Annotated in this window: 15 protein-coding genes and 3 tRNA genes; 11 read left to right on the top strand and 7 right to left on the bottom strand. The window is 32.7% G+C overall.

Features of this window, described 5'->3' with window-relative positions; translation table 11 throughout:
* Nucleotides 1-312 precede the first annotated feature (312 nt).
* Nucleotides 313-4,719, bottom strand: coding sequence for a translocation/assembly module TamB domain-containing protein (locus C8C87_RS05905; protein WP_121341943.1), 4,407 nt, complete (start codon nt 4,717-4,719; stop codon nt 313-315).
* Nucleotides 4,720-4,944: 225 nt separating this feature from the next.
* Here C8C87_RS05905 and tsaD point away from each other — a divergent pair, with 225 nt between their 5' ends.
* The 8 genes from tsaD to C8C87_RS05860 all read left to right on the top strand — a co-directional run bounded on the left by tsaD (nt 4,945) and on the right by C8C87_RS05860 (nt 12,902).
* The gene (gene tsaD / locus C8C87_RS05895) at nt 4,945-5,967 is read left to right on the top strand and encodes a tRNA (adenosine(37)-N6)-threonylcarbamoyltransferase complex transferase subunit TsaD (protein ID WP_121343302.1); all 1,023 of its coding nucleotides are present in this window, start codon (nt 4,945-4,947) and stop codon (nt 5,965-5,967) included.
* A gap of 3 nt (nt 5,968-5,970) precedes the next feature.
* The gene (locus tag C8C87_RS05890) at nt 5,971-6,681 is read left to right on the top strand and encodes a 16S rRNA (uracil(1498)-N(3))-methyltransferase (RefSeq protein WP_121341940.1); all 711 of its coding nucleotides are present in this window, start codon (nt 5,971-5,973) and stop codon (nt 6,679-6,681) included.
* A 19-nt stretch (nt 6,682-6,700) separates the two neighbouring features.
* Nucleotides 6,701-7,339 (top strand): DUF4159 domain-containing protein, encoded by a 639-nt coding sequence (locus tag C8C87_RS05885; RefSeq protein ID WP_121341938.1) that lies wholly within the window; start codon nt 6,701-6,703, stop codon nt 7,337-7,339.
* A 443-nt stretch (nt 7,340-7,782) separates the two neighbouring features.
* Complete coding sequence (locus tag C8C87_RS05880; RefSeq protein WP_099715678.1) at nt 7,783-8,730, top strand: zinc metalloprotease; 948 nt, start codon at nt 7,783-7,785, stop codon at nt 8,728-8,730.
* A gap of 302 nt (nt 8,731-9,032) precedes the next feature.
* Nucleotides 9,033-9,980 (top strand): zinc metalloprotease, encoded by a 948-nt coding sequence (locus C8C87_RS05875; RefSeq protein WP_121341936.1) that lies wholly within the window; start codon nt 9,033-9,035, stop codon nt 9,978-9,980.
* A 77-nt stretch (nt 9,981-10,057) separates the two neighbouring features.
* Nucleotides 10,058-11,149 carry an AI-2E family transporter gene (locus tag C8C87_RS05870; protein WP_121341934.1) on the top strand — a complete coding sequence of 364 codons (1,092 nt, stop codon included), beginning with the start codon at nt 10,058-10,060 and terminating at the stop codon, nt 11,147-11,149.
* A 2-nt stretch (nt 11,150-11,151) separates the two neighbouring features.
* Complete coding sequence (locus C8C87_RS05865) at nt 11,152-12,333, top strand: class I SAM-dependent methyltransferase (protein WP_121341932.1); 1,182 nt, start codon at nt 11,152-11,154, stop codon at nt 12,331-12,333.
* 2 nt (nt 12,334-12,335) lie between these two features.
* Nucleotides 12,336-12,902 (top strand): hypothetical protein, encoded by a 567-nt coding sequence (locus tag C8C87_RS05860; protein ID WP_121341930.1) that lies wholly within the window; start codon nt 12,336-12,338, stop codon nt 12,900-12,902.
* Between the two features lie 3 nt (nt 12,903-12,905).
* Here the strand turns inward: C8C87_RS05860 and C8C87_RS05855 are convergent, their stop codons facing one another.
* From C8C87_RS05855 to C8C87_RS05840, 4 genes are all read right to left on the bottom strand, one after another.
* Nucleotides 12,906-13,565, bottom strand: a complete 660-nt coding sequence (locus tag C8C87_RS05855; protein ID WP_121341928.1) for a M15 family metallopeptidase — start codon at nt 13,563-13,565, stop codon at nt 12,906-12,908.
* Nucleotides 13,566-13,657: 92 nt separating this feature from the next.
* A tRNA-Arg gene (locus tag C8C87_RS05850) sits at nt 13,658-13,731 on the bottom strand.
* A gap of 65 nt (nt 13,732-13,796) precedes the next feature.
* Nucleotides 13,797-13,871 (bottom strand) — tRNA-Pro (locus C8C87_RS05845).
* Nucleotides 13,872-13,888: 17 nt separating this feature from the next.
* A tRNA-Ser gene (locus tag C8C87_RS05840) sits at nt 13,889-13,972 on the bottom strand.
* Between the two features lie 231 nt (nt 13,973-14,203).
* Here C8C87_RS05840 and C8C87_RS05835 point away from each other — a divergent pair.
* Entirely contained in the window at nt 14,204-15,382 is a 1,179-nt protein-coding gene (locus C8C87_RS05835) for an acetyl-CoA C-acyltransferase (RefSeq protein ID WP_121341927.1), read from the top strand.
* 73 nt (nt 15,383-15,455) lie between these two features.
* The gene (locus C8C87_RS05830; protein WP_121341925.1) at nt 15,456-16,217 is read left to right on the top strand and encodes a C40 family peptidase; all 762 of its coding nucleotides are present in this window, start codon (nt 15,456-15,458) and stop codon (nt 16,215-16,217) included.
* Between the two features lie 50 nt (nt 16,218-16,267).
* Here the strand turns inward: C8C87_RS05830 and C8C87_RS05825 are convergent, their stop codons facing one another.
* Both C8C87_RS05825 and gyrA read right to left on the bottom strand, forming a co-directional pair.
* Nucleotides 16,268-17,536 carry a lipopolysaccharide assembly protein LapB gene (locus tag C8C87_RS05825; RefSeq protein ID WP_099715685.1) on the bottom strand — a complete coding sequence of 423 codons (1,269 nt, stop codon included), beginning with the start codon at nt 17,534-17,536 and terminating at the stop codon, nt 16,268-16,270.
* 48 nt (nt 17,537-17,584) lie between these two features.
* Nucleotides 17,585-20,206, bottom strand: coding sequence for a DNA gyrase subunit A (gene gyrA, locus C8C87_RS05820; protein WP_099715686.1), 2,622 nt, complete (start codon nt 20,204-20,206; stop codon nt 17,585-17,587).
* Between the two features lie 256 nt (nt 20,207-20,462).
* Between gyrA and C8C87_RS05815 the strand changes: the two genes are divergently transcribed.
* Nucleotides 20,463-23,009, top strand: coding sequence for an ATP-dependent Clp protease ATP-binding subunit (locus tag C8C87_RS05815; protein WP_099715687.1), 2,547 nt, complete (start codon nt 20,463-20,465; stop codon nt 23,007-23,009).
* The last annotated feature ends 88 nt before the right edge of the window (nt 23,010-23,097 follow it).

Genomic DNA, 23,097 nt, shown 5'->3' with positions numbered 1-23,097 from the left:
CCGTTCCAAATTCAAACGTTTTCGTTGATAAGTTTTTGGAAAAACAAAATAAAAAGGATTTTATTTAACAAAATTGAAAAATAATCGATTTTTATTTGATAATTAACAATTCGCTTGTTTTTTTGATTAAAAATCAAGACAATACATTAACTATTTGTTACTAAGATACAAAAAGAGGGTTTTCTTCTGTAAACTTTAAAAAATAATTATGATTTTATGCAGCGATTGACTGTTCGAAATATTAATCGCCAGCAACATTAAAATGCATTTTTATTCAGAATTCGTAGTTTTTGTATTCAAAAAGACCAACTATTAGTTTTCTTCAGGAAGCAAACCTTCTTGATTTTTCTTGATCTTTTTGGGAACGGATTTATTTGATTTAGAAAAATTAATATAATCCGGAGACATATCAGAATCTTGATCTTCGGCAACAGGAACAGTAGCTCGGTCTATTTTTAGATTTTTAAAAATTTTATTAACTAGCTCTTTAAAAGTATCAAAATCGACCTCATAAGAAACCCCTAAACCTTGTGTATAACCAATTCCTTGACCTATATAATTAATATCATTCTCTTTATTAAAAAGACGTAAATTAAGTGTTCCATCCTCATTTACTCTATACAAAACTTCAACATCTCCTACGATTGCTGATTCATTAATCCCTCCAAAAGGAACTCCGAGTTTTCCATTAATCGTAATTCTTTCATTAATTTTTGATGAAATTGTAGCTACAAATCGCCCGTCTGTTTCTTTTCCTATTCTTCTGTCGGCGCCAATGAAATTAAGACCTACTTTAAATTTCTCATCATCCGATTGTATGATTCCACCAAGTATACTAGAAGCTGTCTCGAATAAACTTCCTGAAAAATCAGATTGACTCACTCCTTCCGGACTTAAAAAACCACCGGATGATAATAAATACAAAGCTTGAGTTTGTCTTACATCCTTATCGTTTAATTTATATTGAATTTCTGATTTCAAAACATTACTTACTGTTGGGAATTCAATATTAAAATCAGGTTCTGGACTCGTCAAATCGCCTCGAATACCAATCACTACTTCAACAGGAACTTTAGTGTTAAACGATGAATTATCTAGCAATACAGCAGGATTTGCTGTCGTTTTATATACCGCTTCAAGGTTTAATTGTGCTCTCATCGGATTTCCTTCCCAAGAAATAGAACCACCTTTTCTAACTGCAAATTTCTTATCAATAAGTCCTCCATATTTAAAATTATAGGTTCCCTCATACGCCTGGAAATCCCCCCACATATTGAATTTTCCTAAAGTATTTATTTTAAACAATAAAGATCCAAAACCTTTCCCTTTCATTCCATGACCAGTATTTCGATCCAAAATTACTTCTACTTCAGCATCCGGTGTAATATCCAAATCAAACTCTAATTCCAGTCCGTTGTAGTTTCTGGAATTATCCGTAATTCCGTTTTCTAGATTGTATTTTTCTTGAGCGGTCACAAAATGTAGAAAAACATTATCACTTACGCTTTCGGCATTATTAATAGGGATTTTTACAGCTGTTCCTTTTTCAGATTTTGCGTCAACTTTTATAAACAAAGAATTCGTTGGCCCTTTTATAGTGGCTATACCGTCAATAAAAGCAGTTCCATAATAAGCAGCATCTTCACTGTCTTGAGTATCTAACGCTAAAAGCCTTTTGGAATTAATGGCTAAATCCAGCTTCCAATCTGCAAAATTATTATGTTCAATACTTCCGTTTAATTTCCCTATCGTTCCGTATTTTGTATCCGTAAGCGTATTATTTCTAAACAGAAATTTCTCATCGGTAAGGTCAATAATGGTATTGTTGCTCAATGCATAATCAACATTCAAATACGGAATCGTTATACCGGCATCATCCAAAAATAAACGCCCATTAATATTCGGTTTTTTAAGATTTCCTTCAATCGTGGCATTACCGGAAATAGAACCTCTAATATTTGATAAAACTTCCCCGCCAAGCGAGTTAAGAGTTGCAATGTTAAACTTTTCGAATTTTAGTTTTAAATCCAGAATGGTTTCTTTGTTAACTATTTCAAAGCTTCCATTGGCATTAAAAGATTCAAAATTTTTATTTTCTAAATTAGAATTTATGGTAAACTTTCTAAGGCTTTCATCCCCTTCAATTTCAAAATTCAAAGTTCCTAAATCTGTTTTATTGACATTCAAATTATCGATTACTATAGAAGATGTAGGCTGATAAACATTATTATTTTGCTTGAAATTTACTTCGCCATTTATATTACCATGTGCAACAAATTTATTATTGAAGGGCGTAATTTGGTTTAAATCTACATCTTTAAAGCTCAATTTCAAATCCTTGACATTAGAGCCTTTAAAAGCACCCATTAACGAAATAGACTGATTTTCATGCGACAATATTATATTGTCAATGTCAAAATTCTTAAATGATTTATCAAAGACAATCTGATTATTTGGCGTTTCATTTTCATTCAAAAACCAAAGATAGTCTTTGAATTTAACTTCTGATTTGCTGATTCCTACTACGTTATTGTTGTCTTTATTAATTGTATGGTATAAATTCAGATTATAATAATCCTCGCCTTTTGATCCGCCTTTAAATTCTGAACGAAAGAACAAAGTATCTTTCATGGTCACATTTATCACACTAAAATCACGAATTTTATAATATTTCGTTTTTATGCTATCCAATTCAATGTAAGCATTATAAAGTGGATTTTTATTATCTACCGTAACTCGGATATTATCAAATGTATTATCGGAAGCTACTATTTGAGGCGAATTAAAATTAAGTTTAAACTCTTGATTATCAGAGTTTATATTTCCTTTAACTATAGTATTAGAACCGATTGAAATATCAGGATAAAATATTTCGATGATTTTATTATAAATAGAGAAATTAAATTTAAGAAACTGCCCTTTTTTAACCTTACTTGGTTTGAAATTGGTATAAAGACTTCCTAAAGAATTTTTTACTAAATTCTCCAACTGATTGAATTCATATTTACCTACAATTTCACCTTCAACAATATCCGGAGAGTTTACTGTTATGGTTCGGATTCTGTTTTGGTCAAAACTGGAAATTATTGTAAAATCATCAAAGTTGTAAATTCCCTTTGTATTTTGATAAGACGTTTTATTAATGTAAACATTTCCTTGAAAATTCTCTATATTATTTCCCGAAGCTTCCACCACAACGTCCCCTTTGAAAATAGAAACAGAATCTTTTACTAATTTCAATTTAGTTAAATCGGCGTTTTCAACATTAATATGAAAATCATATCGGCTGTCTTTTTTACTTAAATCCAATAAACCATCAAAAGTCATACTCAAATTAGGGTCATTTACAGATATTTGACCTTTATAATTAGGACTTTTAAGCGTTCCATTGACAACAATATTGGTATAATTATAGTTTTTATAATCGATTTGACTAATATCTCCTTTGATTGCGGTGTTAAGATATTCCCTTTTAAAACCTTTTCCGTCGACATCAATATTCAAACTTACACTACCTAGCTCCTTTTGATCAAATAATGTCCCGATATCAAAATTTTCTAAAATAACATTCCCTAAATAAGAAGCCTTATCGATTACATCAATATTTTGTATTGCTAAATTAGAAGTTACTTTTCCCAATGCGGTAATCATAGAAAAATCAGCTTCAACTGCAGTAGTTGAAACATTAGAAGTTCCTACAGCGGTAAATCTTCCTAATTTTTTTAAAGAAGTAGGTAATTTATTTCCTAGAATATTGGGAAGTATAACAATTAAATCATCATAGCTGGAAGTAAGCTTATCAAATTTGGCATACATCGAAAATTTTTGTCCTTTTTTGGCAAACAAATTTTTAAAATTGATATCACCATTGATTCGCGTTTTACGGTCATCAACTAATTTTAAGTTTTTAAATCTTAAATCATTTAAAGTCCCTTTTATACTTGCTTTGGTATAAAAATGTTGGTTTTTGCCTAATTCTTTATAAAAATAACGAATGTCATTTGAAGCAATTGATGCTGCATCTAATTTTATATCAAACTGAACTTTATCGGTAAAATTAGAAAAATCTTCAATTTTATATTTTAATAAAACGGTTCCTTTCAGCGTTGATTCTTTGGTCAACAAATCAAGATTTTCCAGTTTTATATTCTTTTTCGAATAACTGAATTTGGAACTTAAATTTTTAACATACAAACCACGAAAATCCAAAAATGACATTTTATTAATCATTGTGGTAACATCCGGACCGTATATTTTGAAATCAGTTACTGAAGCATTCAGTTTAGTAAAATCTAAATCCTTAGGATTCTCACGATTGTCATCAGTCAAAATAAAATGACCATCATAAATTTTTAAAGTATTTACTTTTAATAAAAATTTCTTGGTTGATGGCTTTCCAGTTTCAAAAGCTGCAATAAACTTATCTAGATTTGATTGTTTTTCGTTTTTATACGTTCTCAAATTAAAAAGCAGCCCATGTAAATCTAAATCATCAAAGATTAAATCTCCATCGAGCATTTTTTTACCTTCTAAAATAGTGGTTGAAATTCTATTGGCATAAATTAAAGTATCTTTATGGTGATCGCGAATCAATACTTTTTTAAACTTTACACCTCCAAAAACTGAAATGGCAACTTCATCAATATTAATATTAGTGCCAAAATCTTTGTTAATGCTATTTGTAAAATATTGAGCAATTTTTGTTTGAACAAATGGCATGGTGAGAGTAATACCGAGTACCAACAAAAGTAGGATTAGTCCAAGCAGAGAACGAAATACTATTTTTTTAATTTTTTTGATACCTATATATAATTTAAATTTTCTAATATTTCATTTTGCCTTAGGAAACGGAAGCACCTTAAATAAAAATTCTTTAATTTTGGCTTCTACAAAACGATTTTTACAATCGACTTGTCAAATGTAATTCAAAATCTGTGCCTTTTTATGCAAAATTCCGAGGTTTTTATTCTTGCCATCGAAAGTTCCTGTGACGATACCGCTGCTGCTATTTTACAAAACGATAAAGTGTTGTCAAATGTTGTTGCAAATCAGCTTATACACAATCAATATGGCGGCGTGGTTCCTGAACTGGCCTCTCGCGCGCACCAACAAAACATAGTTCCAGTAATCGATGCCGCGCTTCGTAATGCAAATATACAAAAAGAACAGCTATCGGCAATTGCCTTTACACAAGGTCCTGGACTGATGGGGTCGCTTTTAGTAGGAAGCTCATTTGCAAAATCAATTGCTTTGGCCTTGAAAGTTCCATTGATTGCAGTAAACCATATGCAGGCGCACGTTTTAGCCCATTTTATAGATGAAGAAGGATATGAAAAACCTACTTTCCCTTTTTTGGCGTTGACCATAAGCGGTGGACATACTCAAATTATAAAAGTGGACAACTATTTTGAAATGACCGTAATTGGAGAAACCACTGATGATGCGGTTGGCGAAGCTTTTGATAAAAGTGCAAAAATACTGGGTCTTCCCTATCCTGGCGGTCCTTTAATTGACAAATATGCACAATTAGGAAATCCAAAAGCTTTTGCATTTACTAAACCAAAAGTCCCAGGATTGGATTTCAGCTTTTCGGGTTTAAAAACGGCTATTCTGTATTTTATTCAAAAGAAAAAATTAGAAAACCCCAATTTTGTTGACGAAAACCTTAATGATATTTGTGCATCCATTCAACATACGATTATTGAAATTTTAATGGACAAAATAAAATTGGCAGTAAAGGAAACCGGAATTAAACAAATAGCTATTGGCGGAGGAGTTTCTGCAAATTCTGGAATTCGAAACACATTAAAAGAAACAGAGAATAAATACGGTTGGAAAACCTTTATTCCTAAATTTGAATACACTACCGATAATGCTGCAATGATTGGAATTGTAGGTTATCAAAAGTTTTTATCGCAAAAATTTGAAACTTCTTCTGTTGTTTCTAAAGCAAGAATACAATTATAAATTATGCAATTATTTTACAATCCAAATATTACAGAATCTACCGAAACTTTTTCTTTTGATAAAGAAGAAAGCAAACATATTATTAAAGTATTACGAAAGAAAGATACCGATATATTATTTGTAACCAATGGCTTGGGTTTTTTATTTAAAACAGAAATCACATTAGCTTCGGATAGCAAATGCACGGTTAAAATCCTTTCTTTCGAAAAAGCACCAGCCTCAAAATTTCATTTGCATTTAGCCGTAGCACCTACTAAAATGAATGATCGTTACGAATGGTTTCTTGAAAAAGCAACCGAAATAGGCATACACGAAATCACGCCTATCATTTGTGATCATTCTGAGCGAAAAGTCATCAATAATGAACGATTTGATAAAATTTTGTTGGCGGCCATGAAGCAATCTAATGAATTGTATTTACCAAAATTAAATAATGCCATAACCTTCAAAGAATTCATTAAACTTGAAAGAGATGGTTTAAAACTGATTGCACATTGCGAAGAAACGGATAAAAGAACACTGAAATCAGTTTTGAAACCCAATGAAAATATAACGCTGCTCATAGGACCCGAAGGTGATTTTTCCGAAAAAGAAATTGCTTTAGCTCTTGAAAATAACTTTGCCCCAGTTTCATTAGGAAATACCAGATTAAGAACTGAAACCGCTGCAATTGTCGCCTGCCATAGCGTAGTTTTTGTCAATGAAGAAGAATAAGAACTGATTTTATGCAATTATGAAACAACTATTTTATCTACTCTTATTGTTTTCTATACCAACATTTTCACAAGAAATCGCTTTGGTAAAATATAGCGGCGGCGGTGATTGGTATGCAAATCCTACATCATTGCCCAACTTGATAAAATATTGTAATGCCAATATCAATACCCGAATAAAAACAAAACCATCAACTGTTGAACCCAGCAGTCCTGACTTATTCTCCTATCCCTATGTTCACATGACAGGACATGGAAATGTTGTTTTTAGTGATGCTGACAGTAGTAATCTTAAAAATTATTTACTCGCTGGAGGATTTCTCCATATTGATGATAATTACGGTATGGATCAATACATACGAAAAGAAATAAAAAAAATATTTCCAAATAATAACCTGATTGAAATCCCATCCAATCATGCCATTTTTCAAAAACCATATTCATTCCCAAACGGATTGCCAAAAATACATGAGCATGATGGAAAACGACCGCAAGCCTTCGGGATATTTGTTGAAAACAAATTAGTATTGCTTTACACATACGAATGTGATTTAGGAGACGGTTGGGAAGATCCAGAAGTGAATAACGACCCAATTGATGTTCGTGAAAAAGCATTAAAAATGGGCGCAAACATTCTTAATTATATTTTTAATAATTAAGAATTCTGTTTTTAAGTTTCATTTAAAAACGACCTATTCAATATTTAGATTTGAATAGGCGTTTTCATTTAAAACCGTTTCAACAAAAACATATTACACACACAGGTACTGAAAAATAAGGAAAAAGAACCTGCAAAAGGCTATTTCCAGCAAAAAATAAAAACATCAATTTCATATACATTTATGAGATTATTTTATTTAATGACAAAATATCTCTTAAATGAATCCATTATCACTACAATTTTGGAATGTTGAAATCTGGTTGAAAAAAATTTGTATGAAAGTACTTGTAAATTGTAAATCTTTAAAATTAACTCAAAGCAGTAAAATCAATAGAATGATTTATTTTTTAATTTTTTTTTCAATAAAATTTTTTTTGTGAAAAAATTGTTATAGAATTGTGAAATAATTAACCAAATCTATTAATTTATAACAAATTTTTTATGAAAAAAATTCTTTTATCTGCCGTAGCATTATTGATGCTTTTCTCTTGTCAAAATGAAACAACAGAAGTTGCACCAGAAGCCAGTGTATTGGCACGACGCGGTTGTGCGTCTCAAGAAGTTCTTGAAGCGCAATTGAAAGCTGACCCAACTTTAGCTTTAAGAATGAACGAAATTGAAGCATTTACTCAAAAAGCAATGTTATCTGGTCGTTTAGTAAACGGTAAAGTTGAAATTCCTGTTGTAGTAAACGTATTGTACAAAACTGCCGCAGAAAACATTTCTGATGCTCAAATTCAATCTCAAATTGATGTATTAAATGACGATTTTAATGCAACTAATTCAGATTTCAGCAGTACACCTGCTTTATTCTCTGGAGTTGCTGCAAATGTTGGAATCACTTTTGTTTTAGAAACAGTAAATAGAAAATCTACTACTAAAACATCTTGGGGAACTAGAGATGCAATGAAAAAAACAAAACAAGGAGGTTTAGACCCTACTTCACCTACAACAAAACTTAACATGTGGGCTTGTACTATTGGTGGTGGAATCTTAGGTTATGCTCAATTTCCTGGAGGATCAACAACTACTGATGGTGTTGTAATCGATTCAAAATATTTTGGATTATCTGGATCAGGAGCTTATCCTTACAACTTAGGAAGAACAGCTACTCACGAAGTTGGTCACTGGATGAACTTACGTCACATTTGGGGAGATGCTACTTGTGGAAGTGATTTAGTTTCTGATACACCGACTCACAACACTGCTAACTACGGTGTACCAGCTTACCCACATTACAGCACTTGTACTGGAACTCCGGTAGAAATGACTATGAACTACATGGATTACACAGACGATAGAGGAATGTACATGTTCTCTAACGGTCAAAAATCAAGAATGGCTGCAATTTTTGTTTCTGGTGGATCAAGAGCAGGTTTCGGAATATAATTCCCTTTAAAACTTAATAAAAGAGGCGACCTAAAAAGTCGCCTCTTTTTTATTTAAAAGCCTATATTATTTTATTTTTCGTTTAATGCTGAAGTAGATATTAGCTCCATAAATCTTATTTAATAGCATTATATGCTAAAATTATAAGGTTGAACTATTTAAAGTTCATACCCTAAAAGCATAATTTCAACATCTTTTTGAATTATTTTTTAAATAAATGTTTAAAAAATTTGTTTTTAGGAAAAATTGTTATAAAATTGTGAAATAATTAACCAAAACCATTAATTTATAACAAATTTATTATGAAAAAAATTCTTTTATCTGCTGTAGCATTATTGATGCTTTTTTCTTGTCAAAATGAAACAACAGAAATGACTCCATCTGCTGATGCAGTTACAAAACGCGGTTGTGCATCTCAAGAGGTTTTAGCGGCCCAAATGAAGGCTGATCCAACTTTAGCCTTAAGAATGAACGAAATTGAAGCATTCACACAAAAAACAATGTCTACTGCACGTTTAGTAAACGGAAAGGTTCAAATTCCTGTAGTTGTAAATGTTCTTTACAGAACTACTGCCGAAAATATTTCATTAGCACAGATTCAATCACAAATTGATGTATTAAACAAAGATTTTAACGCAGCTAATTCTGATTTCAATAGCGTTCCTGCATTATTTTCTGGAGTTAAAGCGAATGTAGGAATCTCTTTTGTTTTAGACCAAGTAATCAGAAAATCAACTACTAAAACATCTTGGGGAACAACAGACACTATGAAGAAAACTACTTATGGTGGTTTGGCTCCAACATCTCCAACAACAAAATTAAATCTTTGGATTTGTACTATTGGTGGTGGAATCTTAGGATATGCTCAGTTTCCTGGAGGATCATCTTCAACAGATGGTGTTGCAATTGATTCTAAATATTTAGGAACTACCGGAACTGCTATTTATCCTTACAACTTAGGAAGAACAGCTACTCACGAAGTTGGTCACTGGATGAACTTACGTCACATTTGGGGAGATGCAACTTGTGGAAGTGATTTAGTTTCTGATACACCTACACACAATACTGCTAACTACGGTGTACCAGCTTACCCACATTACAGCACTTGTTCTGGAACTCCAGTAGAAATGACTATGAATTACATGGATTACACAGACGATAGAGGAATGTATATGTTCTCTAACGGTCAAAAATCAAGAATGGCTGCTTTATTCGTTTCTGGCGGATCAAGAGCTAGTTTTGGAATATAATTTTTTAGTTTTTTTAGATTTTAAAACTCGCTACTTGTTAGCGAGTTTTTTTTATCTTTATAACCTAAAATAGCAATATGATTACATCTAAAACCATTTCAAATGGCATTATCAGAGCATTATTAACAACGGTTTTCGTTGGTTTAATTTTGTTCTTCTTCTATAAAATTCAATCGGTTCTAATTTATCTAGTGGTATCTTTTATACTTACACTGATTGGAAATCCTATTTTAGACTTTTTCAAAAAAAGATTGAAATTCAACCATCTATTTGCAACTATTACTACTTTATTTATTTTCATATTGATCATATTAGGGTTTATAATGATGTTTATTCCTTTAATTTTATCACAAGGGGAAAACTTATCACTTCTTAACACTACTGAAATTGAAAAAAACATAGTTCAGTTAATCAATCAAATCACTGTGTTTTTGGACAACCACCAAATTGATTCCGCACAAGTTTTAAAAGAAGCAAACATTACCTCTAAAATAAATTTCAATGTTATCCCTAATTTTTTAAATGCAATTTTAGGTACCATCAGCAGTTTCGGAATGGGATTGGGATCGGTTCTGTTCATCACTTTTTTCTTTTTAAAAGACCGATTAATGTTTATTGTTGGCGCAAAGAAATTAATTCCAGACAGTCATGAAGATCAAATTTTGAATTCATTGGAAAAAATAAATCATTTACTGTCGCGCTATTTTATTGGTTTACTGCTTCAATTATTTATTGTATTCCTTTTATACCTTATAGTTCTAGTTATTTTTGGCGTTCCAAATGCTATTGTAATTGCTTTTTTATGCGCGGTGCTAAATATCATTCCGTATATTGGTCCATTGATTGCCTCTTTTTTAGCGGCAATTTTAACTATGATGAGTAATTTAGGAAGTGATTTTCAATCTGAAATTTTGCCTACAACAATTTATGTATTAATAGGTTTTTGGATTGTTCAAGTAATAGATAATAATCTGTCACAACCTATAATTTTTTCCAAAAGCGTCAGCTCACATCCTTTAGAAATATTTCTAGTAATCCTAATTGCAGGTTTCCTTTTTGGAATAGTAGGAATGATTGTGGCAGTTCCTTTATACACCATAATAAAAGTGATTGGAAAAGAATTCTTTCCTGAAAACAAAATCATTCAACTATTAACTAAAGATATTTAATTTTGGATTTAAGGATTCTAAATGCCGAAATACAGGCGTTTATCGATAATAATATTGGCAAAAGCATTTCAAAGTTAGCACTGCAAAAAAATCCCTTTCAAGAGGTGGATTGGATTTCTATTTTGAACCAAATAGAAGCCAAAACAAAAGCTAAAGAAAAACTCCCAACTTGGTTTTCAACCGAAAATATTATTTATCCAAGTAAAATTTCAATAGAACAAACGTCATCCGAAAAAACCGCAGCCTATAAAGCTTCTATTGTATCAGGGGAATCTCTAATCGATTTAACGGGAGGCTATGGAGTTGACGATTTTTATTTTTCAAAAAAAATAAAAACAGTTGCGCATTGTGAAATTAATCCAGAATTGTCAAATCTGGTAAAACATAATTTCGAGCAATTGAATGTTTCCAATATCACTTGTTATGCCGGAGACAGTTTAGCGACTTTATTCTCTTTAAATTCAAAATGGGACTGGATTTACATTGATCCTTCCAGACGAAATGACACTAAAGGCAAAGTATTCATGCTAAAGGATTGTTTACCAAATGTTCCTGAAAATATTGATTTTTATTTTACGCATTCAAATGCCGTTCTAATAAAAACAGCACCTATTCTTGATATTTCTGCAGGATTATCCGAATTAAAACACGTAAAAACGATTCATATCGTAGCTTTAGAAAATGAAGTGAAAGAATTGTTATGGGAATTACACAAAGATTATTCTGGAAATATAAACATTAAAACTGTCAATATTTTAAAAGATAAAACAGAAACATTTGATTTTGTTCTGAACGAAAATTCTAAATTCCCGAACTTAAGCTTGCCGCAAAAGTATTTATACGAACCCAACAGCGCTATCATGAAATCGGGTGGATTTGATGAAGTAAGCTCGTTTTATAATCTAAATAAATTACACAAACATTCTCATTTGTATACATCAACAGCTTTACTATCTTTTCCGGGGCGCGTTTTTGAAATTCAAAATACATTTCCTTACAACAAAACGGAAATGAAAAGTTATTTAGAAAAAAGTCAAGCAAATATCACTACCCGTAATTTTCCTGACAGCGTAGAAACCATTCGAAAAAAATGGAAAATAAAAGACGGAGGAAATGTATATTGTTTTTTCACAACTGATGAAAATAATCATAAAATAGTTTTAATTTGCACCAAAATATCATAAAAATGAAATACGTTATTACAATAACTTTATTATTCCTCAGCTTGAATATATTTGCTCAAAAACCATGTGAATATAACGCAAATGTTACCGATTCTTTAGGTACTTACAAATCGACAAAAGAATACATGATTAGCGAGAAAAATTTTGCCGGAAATTCCAGTTATATTTTTTATTCTTTGGCATTAACAGATGGAATACCAACATTGAGTGTGCAATTAATTCAAAAAAGCAAAGATTTTTTGAAAGCGAATTGTTTTGATAAAAATTCTAAATTATTTTTACAGTTAAACAATGGAAAAATAATCACATTGATACATATCGATCAAGAAAATTGCGGTACCATGTTACGCGACGATAAAGGATTTGATAATAGAGTTAATACAGGTATTTTCATGTTTATGAAAGATAGCTTTGAAGAATTAAAAAACTCTCCAGTGTCGATGATGCGAATTAAATATTTGACAGACACCGAAGATTATGTCTTCAAAAAAGAGTTTAAATCGGAATTAACGAATGAAATTTACAATCCGGAAAACTACTTCATCAATTACTTAAAATGCATTCAATAGGGACTATTTACAGTCCCATTTAGCATTAGAAACTTTATCATTCAAACCTGACTTCAAATTGTAATGCCACCATTCTGAATCAAAAGAATTAAAACCGCTGCTAGTCATAATTGTTTTTAATAGTATTCTATTTTGTTTTACTACTTCTGAAAGATTTGGATAATTGTGGCCCGCCTCAACTCCAAAAAAATCGAAAGAAGTTCCCATGTCTAATTCTTTTCCATTTCTGTCTACCAAAGTAATATCTACGGCTCCACCTCTATTGTGAATAGAACCTTTGGCAGGATTTGCAACATATTCAGGGTTAGATACAATTTTCCACATTTTTTTCTGAATGTCCAAAGGGCGGTAACAATCAAAAATTTTGATTTTGTATCCTTTTTCCAAGAATTTTTTATTCACATCAACTAGTGCATTAACAGTTTTTAAACGTAAAAAACATTCCGCACAATCATACACTTTTGCTTTCAGGAAATTATCAGACGTTGCATACTTCATATCATACACAAAATCTTGACTATACTCTTTTAAATTTACAAATGTAGTATCATTGATACTTGTAGAATTCCTTTCTTGACCAGCAGAAACAATTGTTTGCGATTTACAGGAAACAATACATAAAAAAGAAAATAGAAGTGCTAATGGTTTGAAGTAGGAAGTCATAAATGCTATTTTTTATAAAAATAGAATAAATAAAGGGATTTCAGGAACTATAAAAACAAAAAAAACGATACTATTTCTAGTATCGTTTTAAGTGAAGGCAGAAGGATTCGAACCTTCGACCGCCTGCTTAGAAGGCAGGTGCTCTATCCAGCTGAGCTATGCCTCCATTTATTATTTTGACCTCCTGCTTAGAAGACAGGTGCTCTGTAGTAATAAACAGAGTAAAATTAGTCGGGGTGGCAGGATTCGAACCTGCGGCCTCCTGCTCCCAAAGCAGGCGCGATAACCGAGCTACGCTACACCCCGAAAAGCAAATTATAAAGCGGAGGGACAGGGACTCGAACCCTGGCACCGATTACTCGATGACAGTTTAGCAAACTGCTCCATTACCACTCTGGCACCCCTCCAAGCTCAAAGAAACGTGTCCTGTTTTGCGGTTGCAAATTTAAGACATCTTTACGTTTCTCACAACTATTTAAGACCTTTTTTTTAATATTTTTTATCATTTTTACAAAAACACTTCACAATCAAATATATAGAATAGAAATAAATTTAAAAAAAGATAATGGCAAAATCAAAATTTGAAATTGTTTAAAAAAGATTAAATTTGCTACATAAACCAACATTATAAAAAAGTCATGAACAAAAGAGTTGTTATCGTTTCTGCCGTTAGGACACCTATCGGAAGTTTTATGGGGGGATTATCTACAGTTACTGCTCCAAAATTAGGAGCAATTGCTATTAAAGGTGCTTTAGATAAAATAAAGTTAGATCCAAATTTAATTGATGAAGTATTCATGGGCAATGTAGTTCAAGCCGGTGTAGGACAAGCTCCTGCAAGACAAGCTGCACTATTTGCCGGTTTACCAGATTCCGTTGCCTGCACCACAATAAATAAAGTATGTGCTTCAGGAATGAAAGCAGTTATGTTAGGCGCACAAGCTATTCAATGCGGTGATGCCGAAATTGTAGTTGCCGGTGGAATGGAAAACATGAGTTTGATTCCACATTATATGAATTTAAGAAATGGAACTAAATTTGGCCCTGCAACCATGATTGACGGAATGCAGAAAGACGGGCTTACTGATGCTTATGATAACAGCGCTATGGGAGTGTGTGCTGACTTATGTGCTTCAGAATATAATATTACAAGAGAAGATCAAGATAACTACGCAATTCAATCGTATGAGCGTAGTGCAAAAGCATGGGATTCAGGAAAATTTGACAATGAAGTTGTTCCTGTTCCGGTTCCACAAAGAAAAGGAGATCCTATCATCGTTTCTAAAGATGAAGAATTCACGAATGTGAAATTAGATAAAATACCATCATTGAATGCCGTTTTCACAAAAGATGGAACTGTAACTGCAGCTAATGCATCAACAATAAACGATGGAGCGGCAGCAGTAATATTAATGAGTGAGGAAAAAGCAATCGCTTTAGGACTAAAACCTTTGGCTTACATCAACGGATATGCTGATGCCGCTCAAGAACCTAAATGGTTTACTACAAGTCCTGCAAAAGCAATTCCTAAAGCATTGGAAAAAGCTGGAATAACGATTAATGATGTAGATTATTTTGAATTTAATGAAGCATTTGCCGTTGTAGGTTTGGCTAATTCACAAATTCTTGGATTAGAAGACAACAAAGTAAATGTAAATGGTGGTGCTGTATCTTTAGGACATCCTCTGGGTTGTTCAGGAGTTAGAATCATTGTTACGTTATTAAATGTTTTAGAACAAAACAATGCTAAAATTGGTGCTGCTGCAATTTGCAATGGCGGTGGCGGTGCTTCAGCAATTGTTATTGAAAGAGCTTAAATAATTATAGATTAAGAGTTATAGTTTTTTTCAAGTCTATAACTCTTAATTCTTAACTCATAAAAGAACCTAAATGTTCGGAATTTGTAATCTAGCCATAATCCCACTTCGCTTTGAACCCAGTGACAGAAGCGAAATCGTTTCTCAAGTTTTATTTGGTGAACATTTTGAAATTTTAGAGCAATTGAGACAATGGTCCAAAATCAGAATGCAATATGACGATTACGAAGGTTGGATAGATTCTAAACAATTACAACTGATTTCCGAAGCCAGTTTTAATCAACTATCTTCTGAAGCTATCATTTTAAATGCTGATTTAATAGAATATATTACCGCACCAAATAATTTATTGATACCCATTCCGCTTGGTTCCTCTTTATCTTTTATACATCATAATGAGATAAATATTTCGAATTTTGATTTTGAAGGAACTAAAACCAGTGGAGAAAAAAGCAAAGAGAGCTTAATAAATACTGCTTTTATGTATTTGAATGCTCCTTACCTTTGGGGAGGAAAAACTCCTTTTGGTATTGATTGCTCGGGTTTTACCCAAATGGTATACAAACTCAATGGATACAAATTATTGCGAGATGCCTCTCAACAATCAACACAAGGAGAAGCATTAAGTTTTATTGAAGAAAGCGAACCTGGAGACTTAGCATTTTTTGACAATGAAGAAGGCAACATTATTCATGTTGGAATCATAATGGCCGATAATTACATCATTCACGCCAGTGGAAAAGTACGGATTGACCGCATAGATCATTTAGGAATATTTAATGCTGAGACAAATAAGCATACTCACAAATTAAGAGTCATCAAAAAAATAGTATAAAAAAAAAGCCTGTCTAAAATTAGACAGGCTTTTTTATTTGAAAAATTATTTTACATTTTAGCTTTTAACGCTTTGTATTCTGCAGTCATTTCTAATGCACTGTAAACACCTAAAAGAGTTTTAGAAACATCTGTATTTTTAGGATCTAGTTCAACCGCTTTTTCAAGATAAGGAATTGTTCCTTTAAAAAGCTCTTCTCTTTTCTTTTTCAATTCATCATAACGCTTCATATCCTTAGTAGACGTTCCAAGCTTGTTCATTTCGTCAATGATCGCTTTCTCATTTTCTAATTTTAAAGCAGCTAAATTAATATACCCATTAATATATTTTGGGTTAATTTCTATAACTCTCTTGTAATATTTTTCAGCATCTGCAACATTTTTAGCATTTGCACTTAATACTCCCAAGTTAAAAATCAAATCAGCGTCATTTGGATTTTTTTCCAATACTTCAGCGATTAATTTTTTGTACATATCGAAATCTTTTGTTTCCAAATAAAGATTAGCTTCCGTTAAAGTCAATGAAGTATCTTCCGGGTTAGCTATTCTCGCTTCAGAGATTGCTTTTTTAGCTTCTTCGGTTTTACCTTTTTCAACTAAAATCAAAGCCATGTTTTTATAAATCTCACCTCTTTTTGAAGGAATAACTTCAGTTCTTGGCTTTTCATGCGTTCCTAACTTCACCATTCTGTCTCTTTCTTGAAGTGTCGTAAAAAAGTCTTCTTGACTAGTTAATTTGTTAACTGCAAAATAGCTGGTTCCTTTTCCAGAATAGTTTAAGTTTTTCAAATCATCATACAACTTAAGAGCTGCATCATAATCTTTAGCGTTTACATACGTAGAAGCTGCGTAATATAAATTGATGGTGTCTTTTTTATCTAACAAATAAGCGTCATATAATTTTTTAGCACTATCAGCATGCTTATCCACTTTTGAATCAGCAATTGCACCGTTAATCAATTTGAATTTAATATCAGTAATTGAAGCTGCAGCCTGAGTTGAAAATTTTACTTTCCCAGAAGTTTTCTCAGCAGCAATTAAATCTTGGTATGCTTTTGCAGCAAGCGAAAGATTGGTATTAGTATCAACATTCTTGTTGGCTAAATCTAATAAAGAATTCCCTTTTACAAAGAAAAATTGTGCTTTTTCAGCATCTGGAGCATTCACTACTAAATATTCAGCTTCATTCAAGATCGTTACTGCTTCTTGAGACTTACCAGCTTTCAACGCTTTTTCTGCGGCTTTAATTTGATCTTTTTGAGCAAAAGTAGCTACTGATATCAATAATGCTGATGCTAGTAATACATATTTACTTTTCATAATATTCTATTTTTGTTTAATAATTATTCTTGGTTTTCTAATTTTTATTTATGCTTCGTCATCTTCGTCGTCACCTTCAGCCTCGTCTTCAACTTCTTCTTCTTCAGAATCGTCTTCGTCGTCATCCTCTTCCGTACCTTCGTCTTCAAGAACTTCTAAAACTGGTTTAACTCTTTCGATAGCTTCCGTTTCGATAACATTACCTTCTTCATCTACAACTACTTCAGCGACATCGTCCTTCATAACTTTTGTAACTGCGGCAATCGAATCGTTTCCTTTGATGTTAATCAACTTCACTCCTTGCGTAGCACGTCCCATAACTCTCAAATCTTCAACGGCCATTCTGATAGTCAATCCTGATTTGTTGATAATCATTAAATCATCAGCATCAGTAACGGCGTTTATCGAAATCAGTTTTCCTGTTTTCTCAGTAATATTTAAAGTTTTAACTCCTTTACCACCACGATTTGTTATTCTATACTCATCTAGGCTTGAACGTTTTCCATAACCATTTTCAGCAACAACTAGAATTTCGCTGTTCATGTCATTTACAGTAACCATGCCAATTACTTCGTCAGTATCATCTTTAAGCGTTATTCCACGAACTCCAGAAGCTGTTCTTCCCATTGGACGGGTTTTTGTTTCTTCGAAACGAACTAATTTACCGGATTTCACAGCCAAAATAATTTGACTTTCTCCGTTAGTAAGTTTCGCTTCCAATAATTCATCGCCTTCTTTAATAGTAATTGCAGCAACACCATTAACTCTAGGTTTAGAATATTTCTCTAAAGATGTTTTCTTAACCTGACCTTTTTTGGTTACCATAATAAGGTTATGGCTATTGATATATTCTTTATCTTTTAAATCTTGAGTACAGATAAACGCTTTTACTTTATCGTCGCTTTCAATATTTACCAAGTTTTGGATTGCTCTACCTTTAGCTGTTTTACTACCTTCCGGTATTTCATAAACACGCATCCAGAAACATTTTCCTTTTTGGGTAAAGAACATCATGTATTGGTGATTTGTTGCCACAAACATGTGCTCTAAGAAATCTTGATCTCTTGTTCCAGCACTTTTTTGTCCAACTCCTCCTCTATTCTGAGTTTTGTATTCCGTAAGATTAGTACGTTTAATGTAACCTGCATGAGAAATTGTAATTACTACATTTTCATCGGCAATTAAATCCTCAATACTTACATCACCACCTGAATATTCAATTACAGAACGACGCTCATCTCCGTATTTATCACGAATTTCAGTTAGTTCTTCTTTAATCAAAGCAATTCTTAAGTTTACATCCGCTAATAAAGCTTTCAAATGCTCGATTAACTTCATGATTTCTTCGTATTCAGTTCTTAACTTATCTTGTTCAAGACCTGTTAATTGTCGCAAACGCATTTCTACAATGGCACGAGATTGAATATCTGATAAATTGAACCTTTCGATTAATTTCTCTCTTGCTTCTTCCGTACTTTTTGAAGCTTTAATTAAAGCAATCACTTCATCAATATTATCCGAAGCGATAATCAGCCCTTCTAATATATGCGCTCTTGCTTCCGCTTTTTTCAATTCAAATTGCGTTCTACGAATCACTACATCATGACGGTGTTCGATAAAATAATGAATCAAATCTTTCAGATTCAACATTTGTGGACGCCCTTTTACAATTGCAATATTATTTACACTAAAAGAAGATTGTAATTGTGTAAACTTATAAAGTGTATTTAAAACTACGTTTGGTGTCGCATCACGTTTTAAAATATAAACGATACGCATCCCATTTCTATCTGACTCATCACGGATATTCGCAATTCCATCAATTTTTTTGTCATTAACCAAATCAGCCGTACGCTTGATCATATCGGCTTTATTGACTTGATAAGGTATTTCGGTAACGATAATACATTCTCTGCCATCTACTTCTTCAAAACCAACTTTAGCACGCATTACAATACGTCCTCTACCGGTTTTGAATGCTTCACGAACGCCTTCATATCCATATATTATACCTCCGGTAGGAAAATCCGGGGCTTTAATATGATTCATCAACTCATCAACTTCAATATCATTATTATCCATGAAAGCCAACGTACCATTGATTACCTCAGTTAAGTTGTGAGGCGGCATATTAGTAGCCATTCCTACTGCGATTCCTGTTGCCCCATTAATTAATAAGGTAGGAACACGAGTTGGCATAACTGTTGGTTCTTCTAATGTATCATCAAAATTTAATTTAAAATCAACTGTTTCTTTATCGATATCTGCCAAAATTTCTTCCGAAATCTTACGCATTCTAGCCTCCGTATAACGCATCGCTGCAGGACTATCGCCATCTACAGAACCAAAGTTACCCTGACCATCAATCAATAAATAACGCATACTCCATTCTTGTGCCATACGAACCATCGCATCATAAACAGATGTATCTCCGTGTGGGTGGTATTTTCCAAGAACTTCCCCGACAATTCTTGCTGATTTTTTATGGGCAGATCTGGAGTTAACTCCTAAATCATGCATTCCAAATAATACTCTTCGATGTACTGGTTTCAAGCCATCTCTAACATCTGGAAGCGCTCTTGATACAATTACTGACATCGAATAATCGATGTAAGCTGATTTCATTTCATCTTCTATGTTAATAGGAATTAACTTTTCTCCTTCAGACATAAGTTGTTATATTAAAAAATTATATTAGTTTCAAAACGTGCCAATATACGCCTTTTTGAAATTTTTAGACCTATTTCACACTAGTTATTTCAATGATTTATTAACAAATTTTACTGCCGTTTTAGTTAATAAATTAAGTGAATTTTAACTTTAATATTATTTTTATTTTTGTCTATTAGCTGACACCACTTCTTATAGGAATGGTTTTTGTTTTTCAATTACTAATTCACTAAATTTACGATATCAAATATATATTATGGATGATAATTTTTCACCAAGAGTAAAAGACGTTATTACTTACAGCAAAGAAGAAGCTTTGCGACTAGGTCATGACTTTATAGGAACTGAGCACTTAATGCTGGGTATCTTGAGAGACGGTAACGGGAAAGCAATTCAAATATTGAACAACCTATCTGTTGATTTGGATCATTTACGCAGAAAAGTAGAGATCTTAAGTCCTGCTAGTCCAAGCCTGGAAGTAAATGTTGAAAAGAAAAACTTACACCTGACACGCCAGGCAGAACGCGCATTGAAAACCACTTTTCTTGAAGCAAAAGTTTTTCAAAGCTCGTCTATCAGCACAGCACATTTATTGTTGTGTATTTTAAGAAATGAAAACGATCCAACAACCAAGCTATTGAATAAATTAAAAATTGATTATGACATAGCTAAAGAACAATATCTAAACATGACTCCAAACGAAGAAGATTTTATAGAAAATTTGCCACGAAACGAATCATATAATGACGATTCAGGACAAGATGACAGTCTAAAAGAAGGAACTTTCAACAATCCAGCCAATAAATCAAATAAAAAATCTAAAACACCAGTTTTAGATAATTTTGGAAGGGATTTAACTGAAATGGCCGAAGAAGGAAAACTAGATCCTGTAGTGGGACGTGAGAAAGAAATTGAACGTGTTTCGCAAATTTTGAGCCGTCGTAAAAAGAACAATCCATTGCTTATAGGGGAACCTGGAGTGGGGAAATCAGCTATAGCCGAAGGTTTAGCGTTGCGAATTATTCAGAAAAAAGTATCGCGTACTTTATTCAATAAACGTGTCGTTACTTTAGATTTAGCAAGTCTTGTTGCAGGTACAAAATACCGCGGACAGTTTGAAGAGCGCATGAAAGCAGTGATGAATGAATTAGAAAAAAATGACGATATCATTCTTTTCATAGATGAAATTCACACTATTGTAGGTGCTGGTGGCGCAACAGGTTCACTGGATGCTTCTAATATGTTCAAACCTGCATTAGCTCGTGGAGAGATTCAATGTATTGGTGCAACAACATTAGACGAATACAGACAATATATAGAAAAAGACGGCGCATTAGAAAGACGTTTTCAAAAGATAATTGTGGAACCTACATCAGTTTCTGAAACAATCACCATTTTGAATAACATCAAAAACAAATATGAAGACCATCATAATGTTACCTACACACAAGAAGCAATCGAAGCGTGTGTAAAACTAACAGATAGATATATGTCCGAACGTTTTTTACCGGACAAAGCCATTGATGCTTTAGACGAAGCAGGTTCTAGAGTTCACATTACCAATATTGAAGTTCCAAAACAAATTTTAGACTTGGAACGTCAATTAGAAGATGTACGTGAATTGAAGAATGTTGTAGTTAAAAAACAAAAATACGAAGAGGCTGCTAAACTTCGTGATGATGAAAAACGTATCGAAAAAGACTTAGCTATTGCCCAAGAACAATGGGAAGAAGATGCTAAGAATAATCGAATTGAAGTTACTGAAGACAATGTAGCTGATGTGGTTTCTATGATGAGTGGAATACCTGTTAACCGTATTGCACAAACTGAAAGTAACAAACTAGCTAAACTTCCAGAACTTATTGAAGGTAAGGTGATTGGTCAAAGAGAAGCGGTAATGAAAATTGCTCGTTCCATCCAAAGAAATCGTGCCGGATTAAAAGATCCGAATCGTCCAATTGGTTCTTTCATTTTCTTAGGGCAAACCGGTGTTGGTAAAACCCAATTAGCCAAAGTATTAGCTAAAGAATTATTCGATTCTGAAGATGCATTGATTCGTATTGACATGAGTGAATACATGGAAAAATTTGCAATCTCCCGTTTAGTTGGAGCGCCTCCGGGATACGTAGGATATGAAGAAGGTGGTCAATTAACAGAGAAAGTAAGAAGAAAACCATATTGTGTAGTATTATTGGATGAAATAGAAAAAGCGCATCCTGATGTTTTCAATATGTTATTGCAAGTTTTAGATGATGGTTATTTGACAGACAGTTTAGGTCGAAAAATTGATTTCAAGAACACTATAATTATTATGACTTCCAATGTTGGGGCAAGACAATTAAAAGATTTTGGACAAGGTGTTGGTTTTGGAACTGCTGCCAAAGTGGCTCAGGCTGACGATAATTCAAAAAGCATCATTGAAAATGCATTGAAAAAAACTTTTGCTCCTGAATTCCTTAACAGAATTGACGATGTAATTGTTTTCAATGCTTTAGAAAAACATGATATCGATTTGATTATCGAAATTGAATTGAAAAAATTATTTGCTCGTGTTGCTGAATTAGGATACCAATTGAATCTTTCTGACAGAGCAAAAGCATTTATAGCAGAGAAAGGTTTTGATAAACAATTTGGCGCAAGACCATTAAAAAGAGCCATTCAAAAGTATGTTGAAGATGCCCTTGCAGAAGAAATCATCACTTCGAAAATTACTTCAGGAGATGAGATTTTTATGGATATTGAAGATGGCTCACAAGAGTTAACAGTGCAAATTCATAAAGCTGGAGAACCTACAAATCCTTAAATTTAGCGAACAATTATAGCAAAATAAACCCGTTACGTTTTTATAACATAACGGGTTTATTCTTTACAGTAAACATACTTTTTTTGAA

The sequence above is a fragment of the Flavobacterium sp. 120 genome, from assembly GCF_003633605.1.
GTDB lineage: Bacteria > Bacteroidota > Bacteroidia > Flavobacteriales > Flavobacteriaceae > Flavobacterium > Flavobacterium algoritolerans.
The sequence above is the reverse complement of the archived record's forward strand: the minus strand, read 5'-3'. Positions and strand labels throughout refer to the sequence as shown.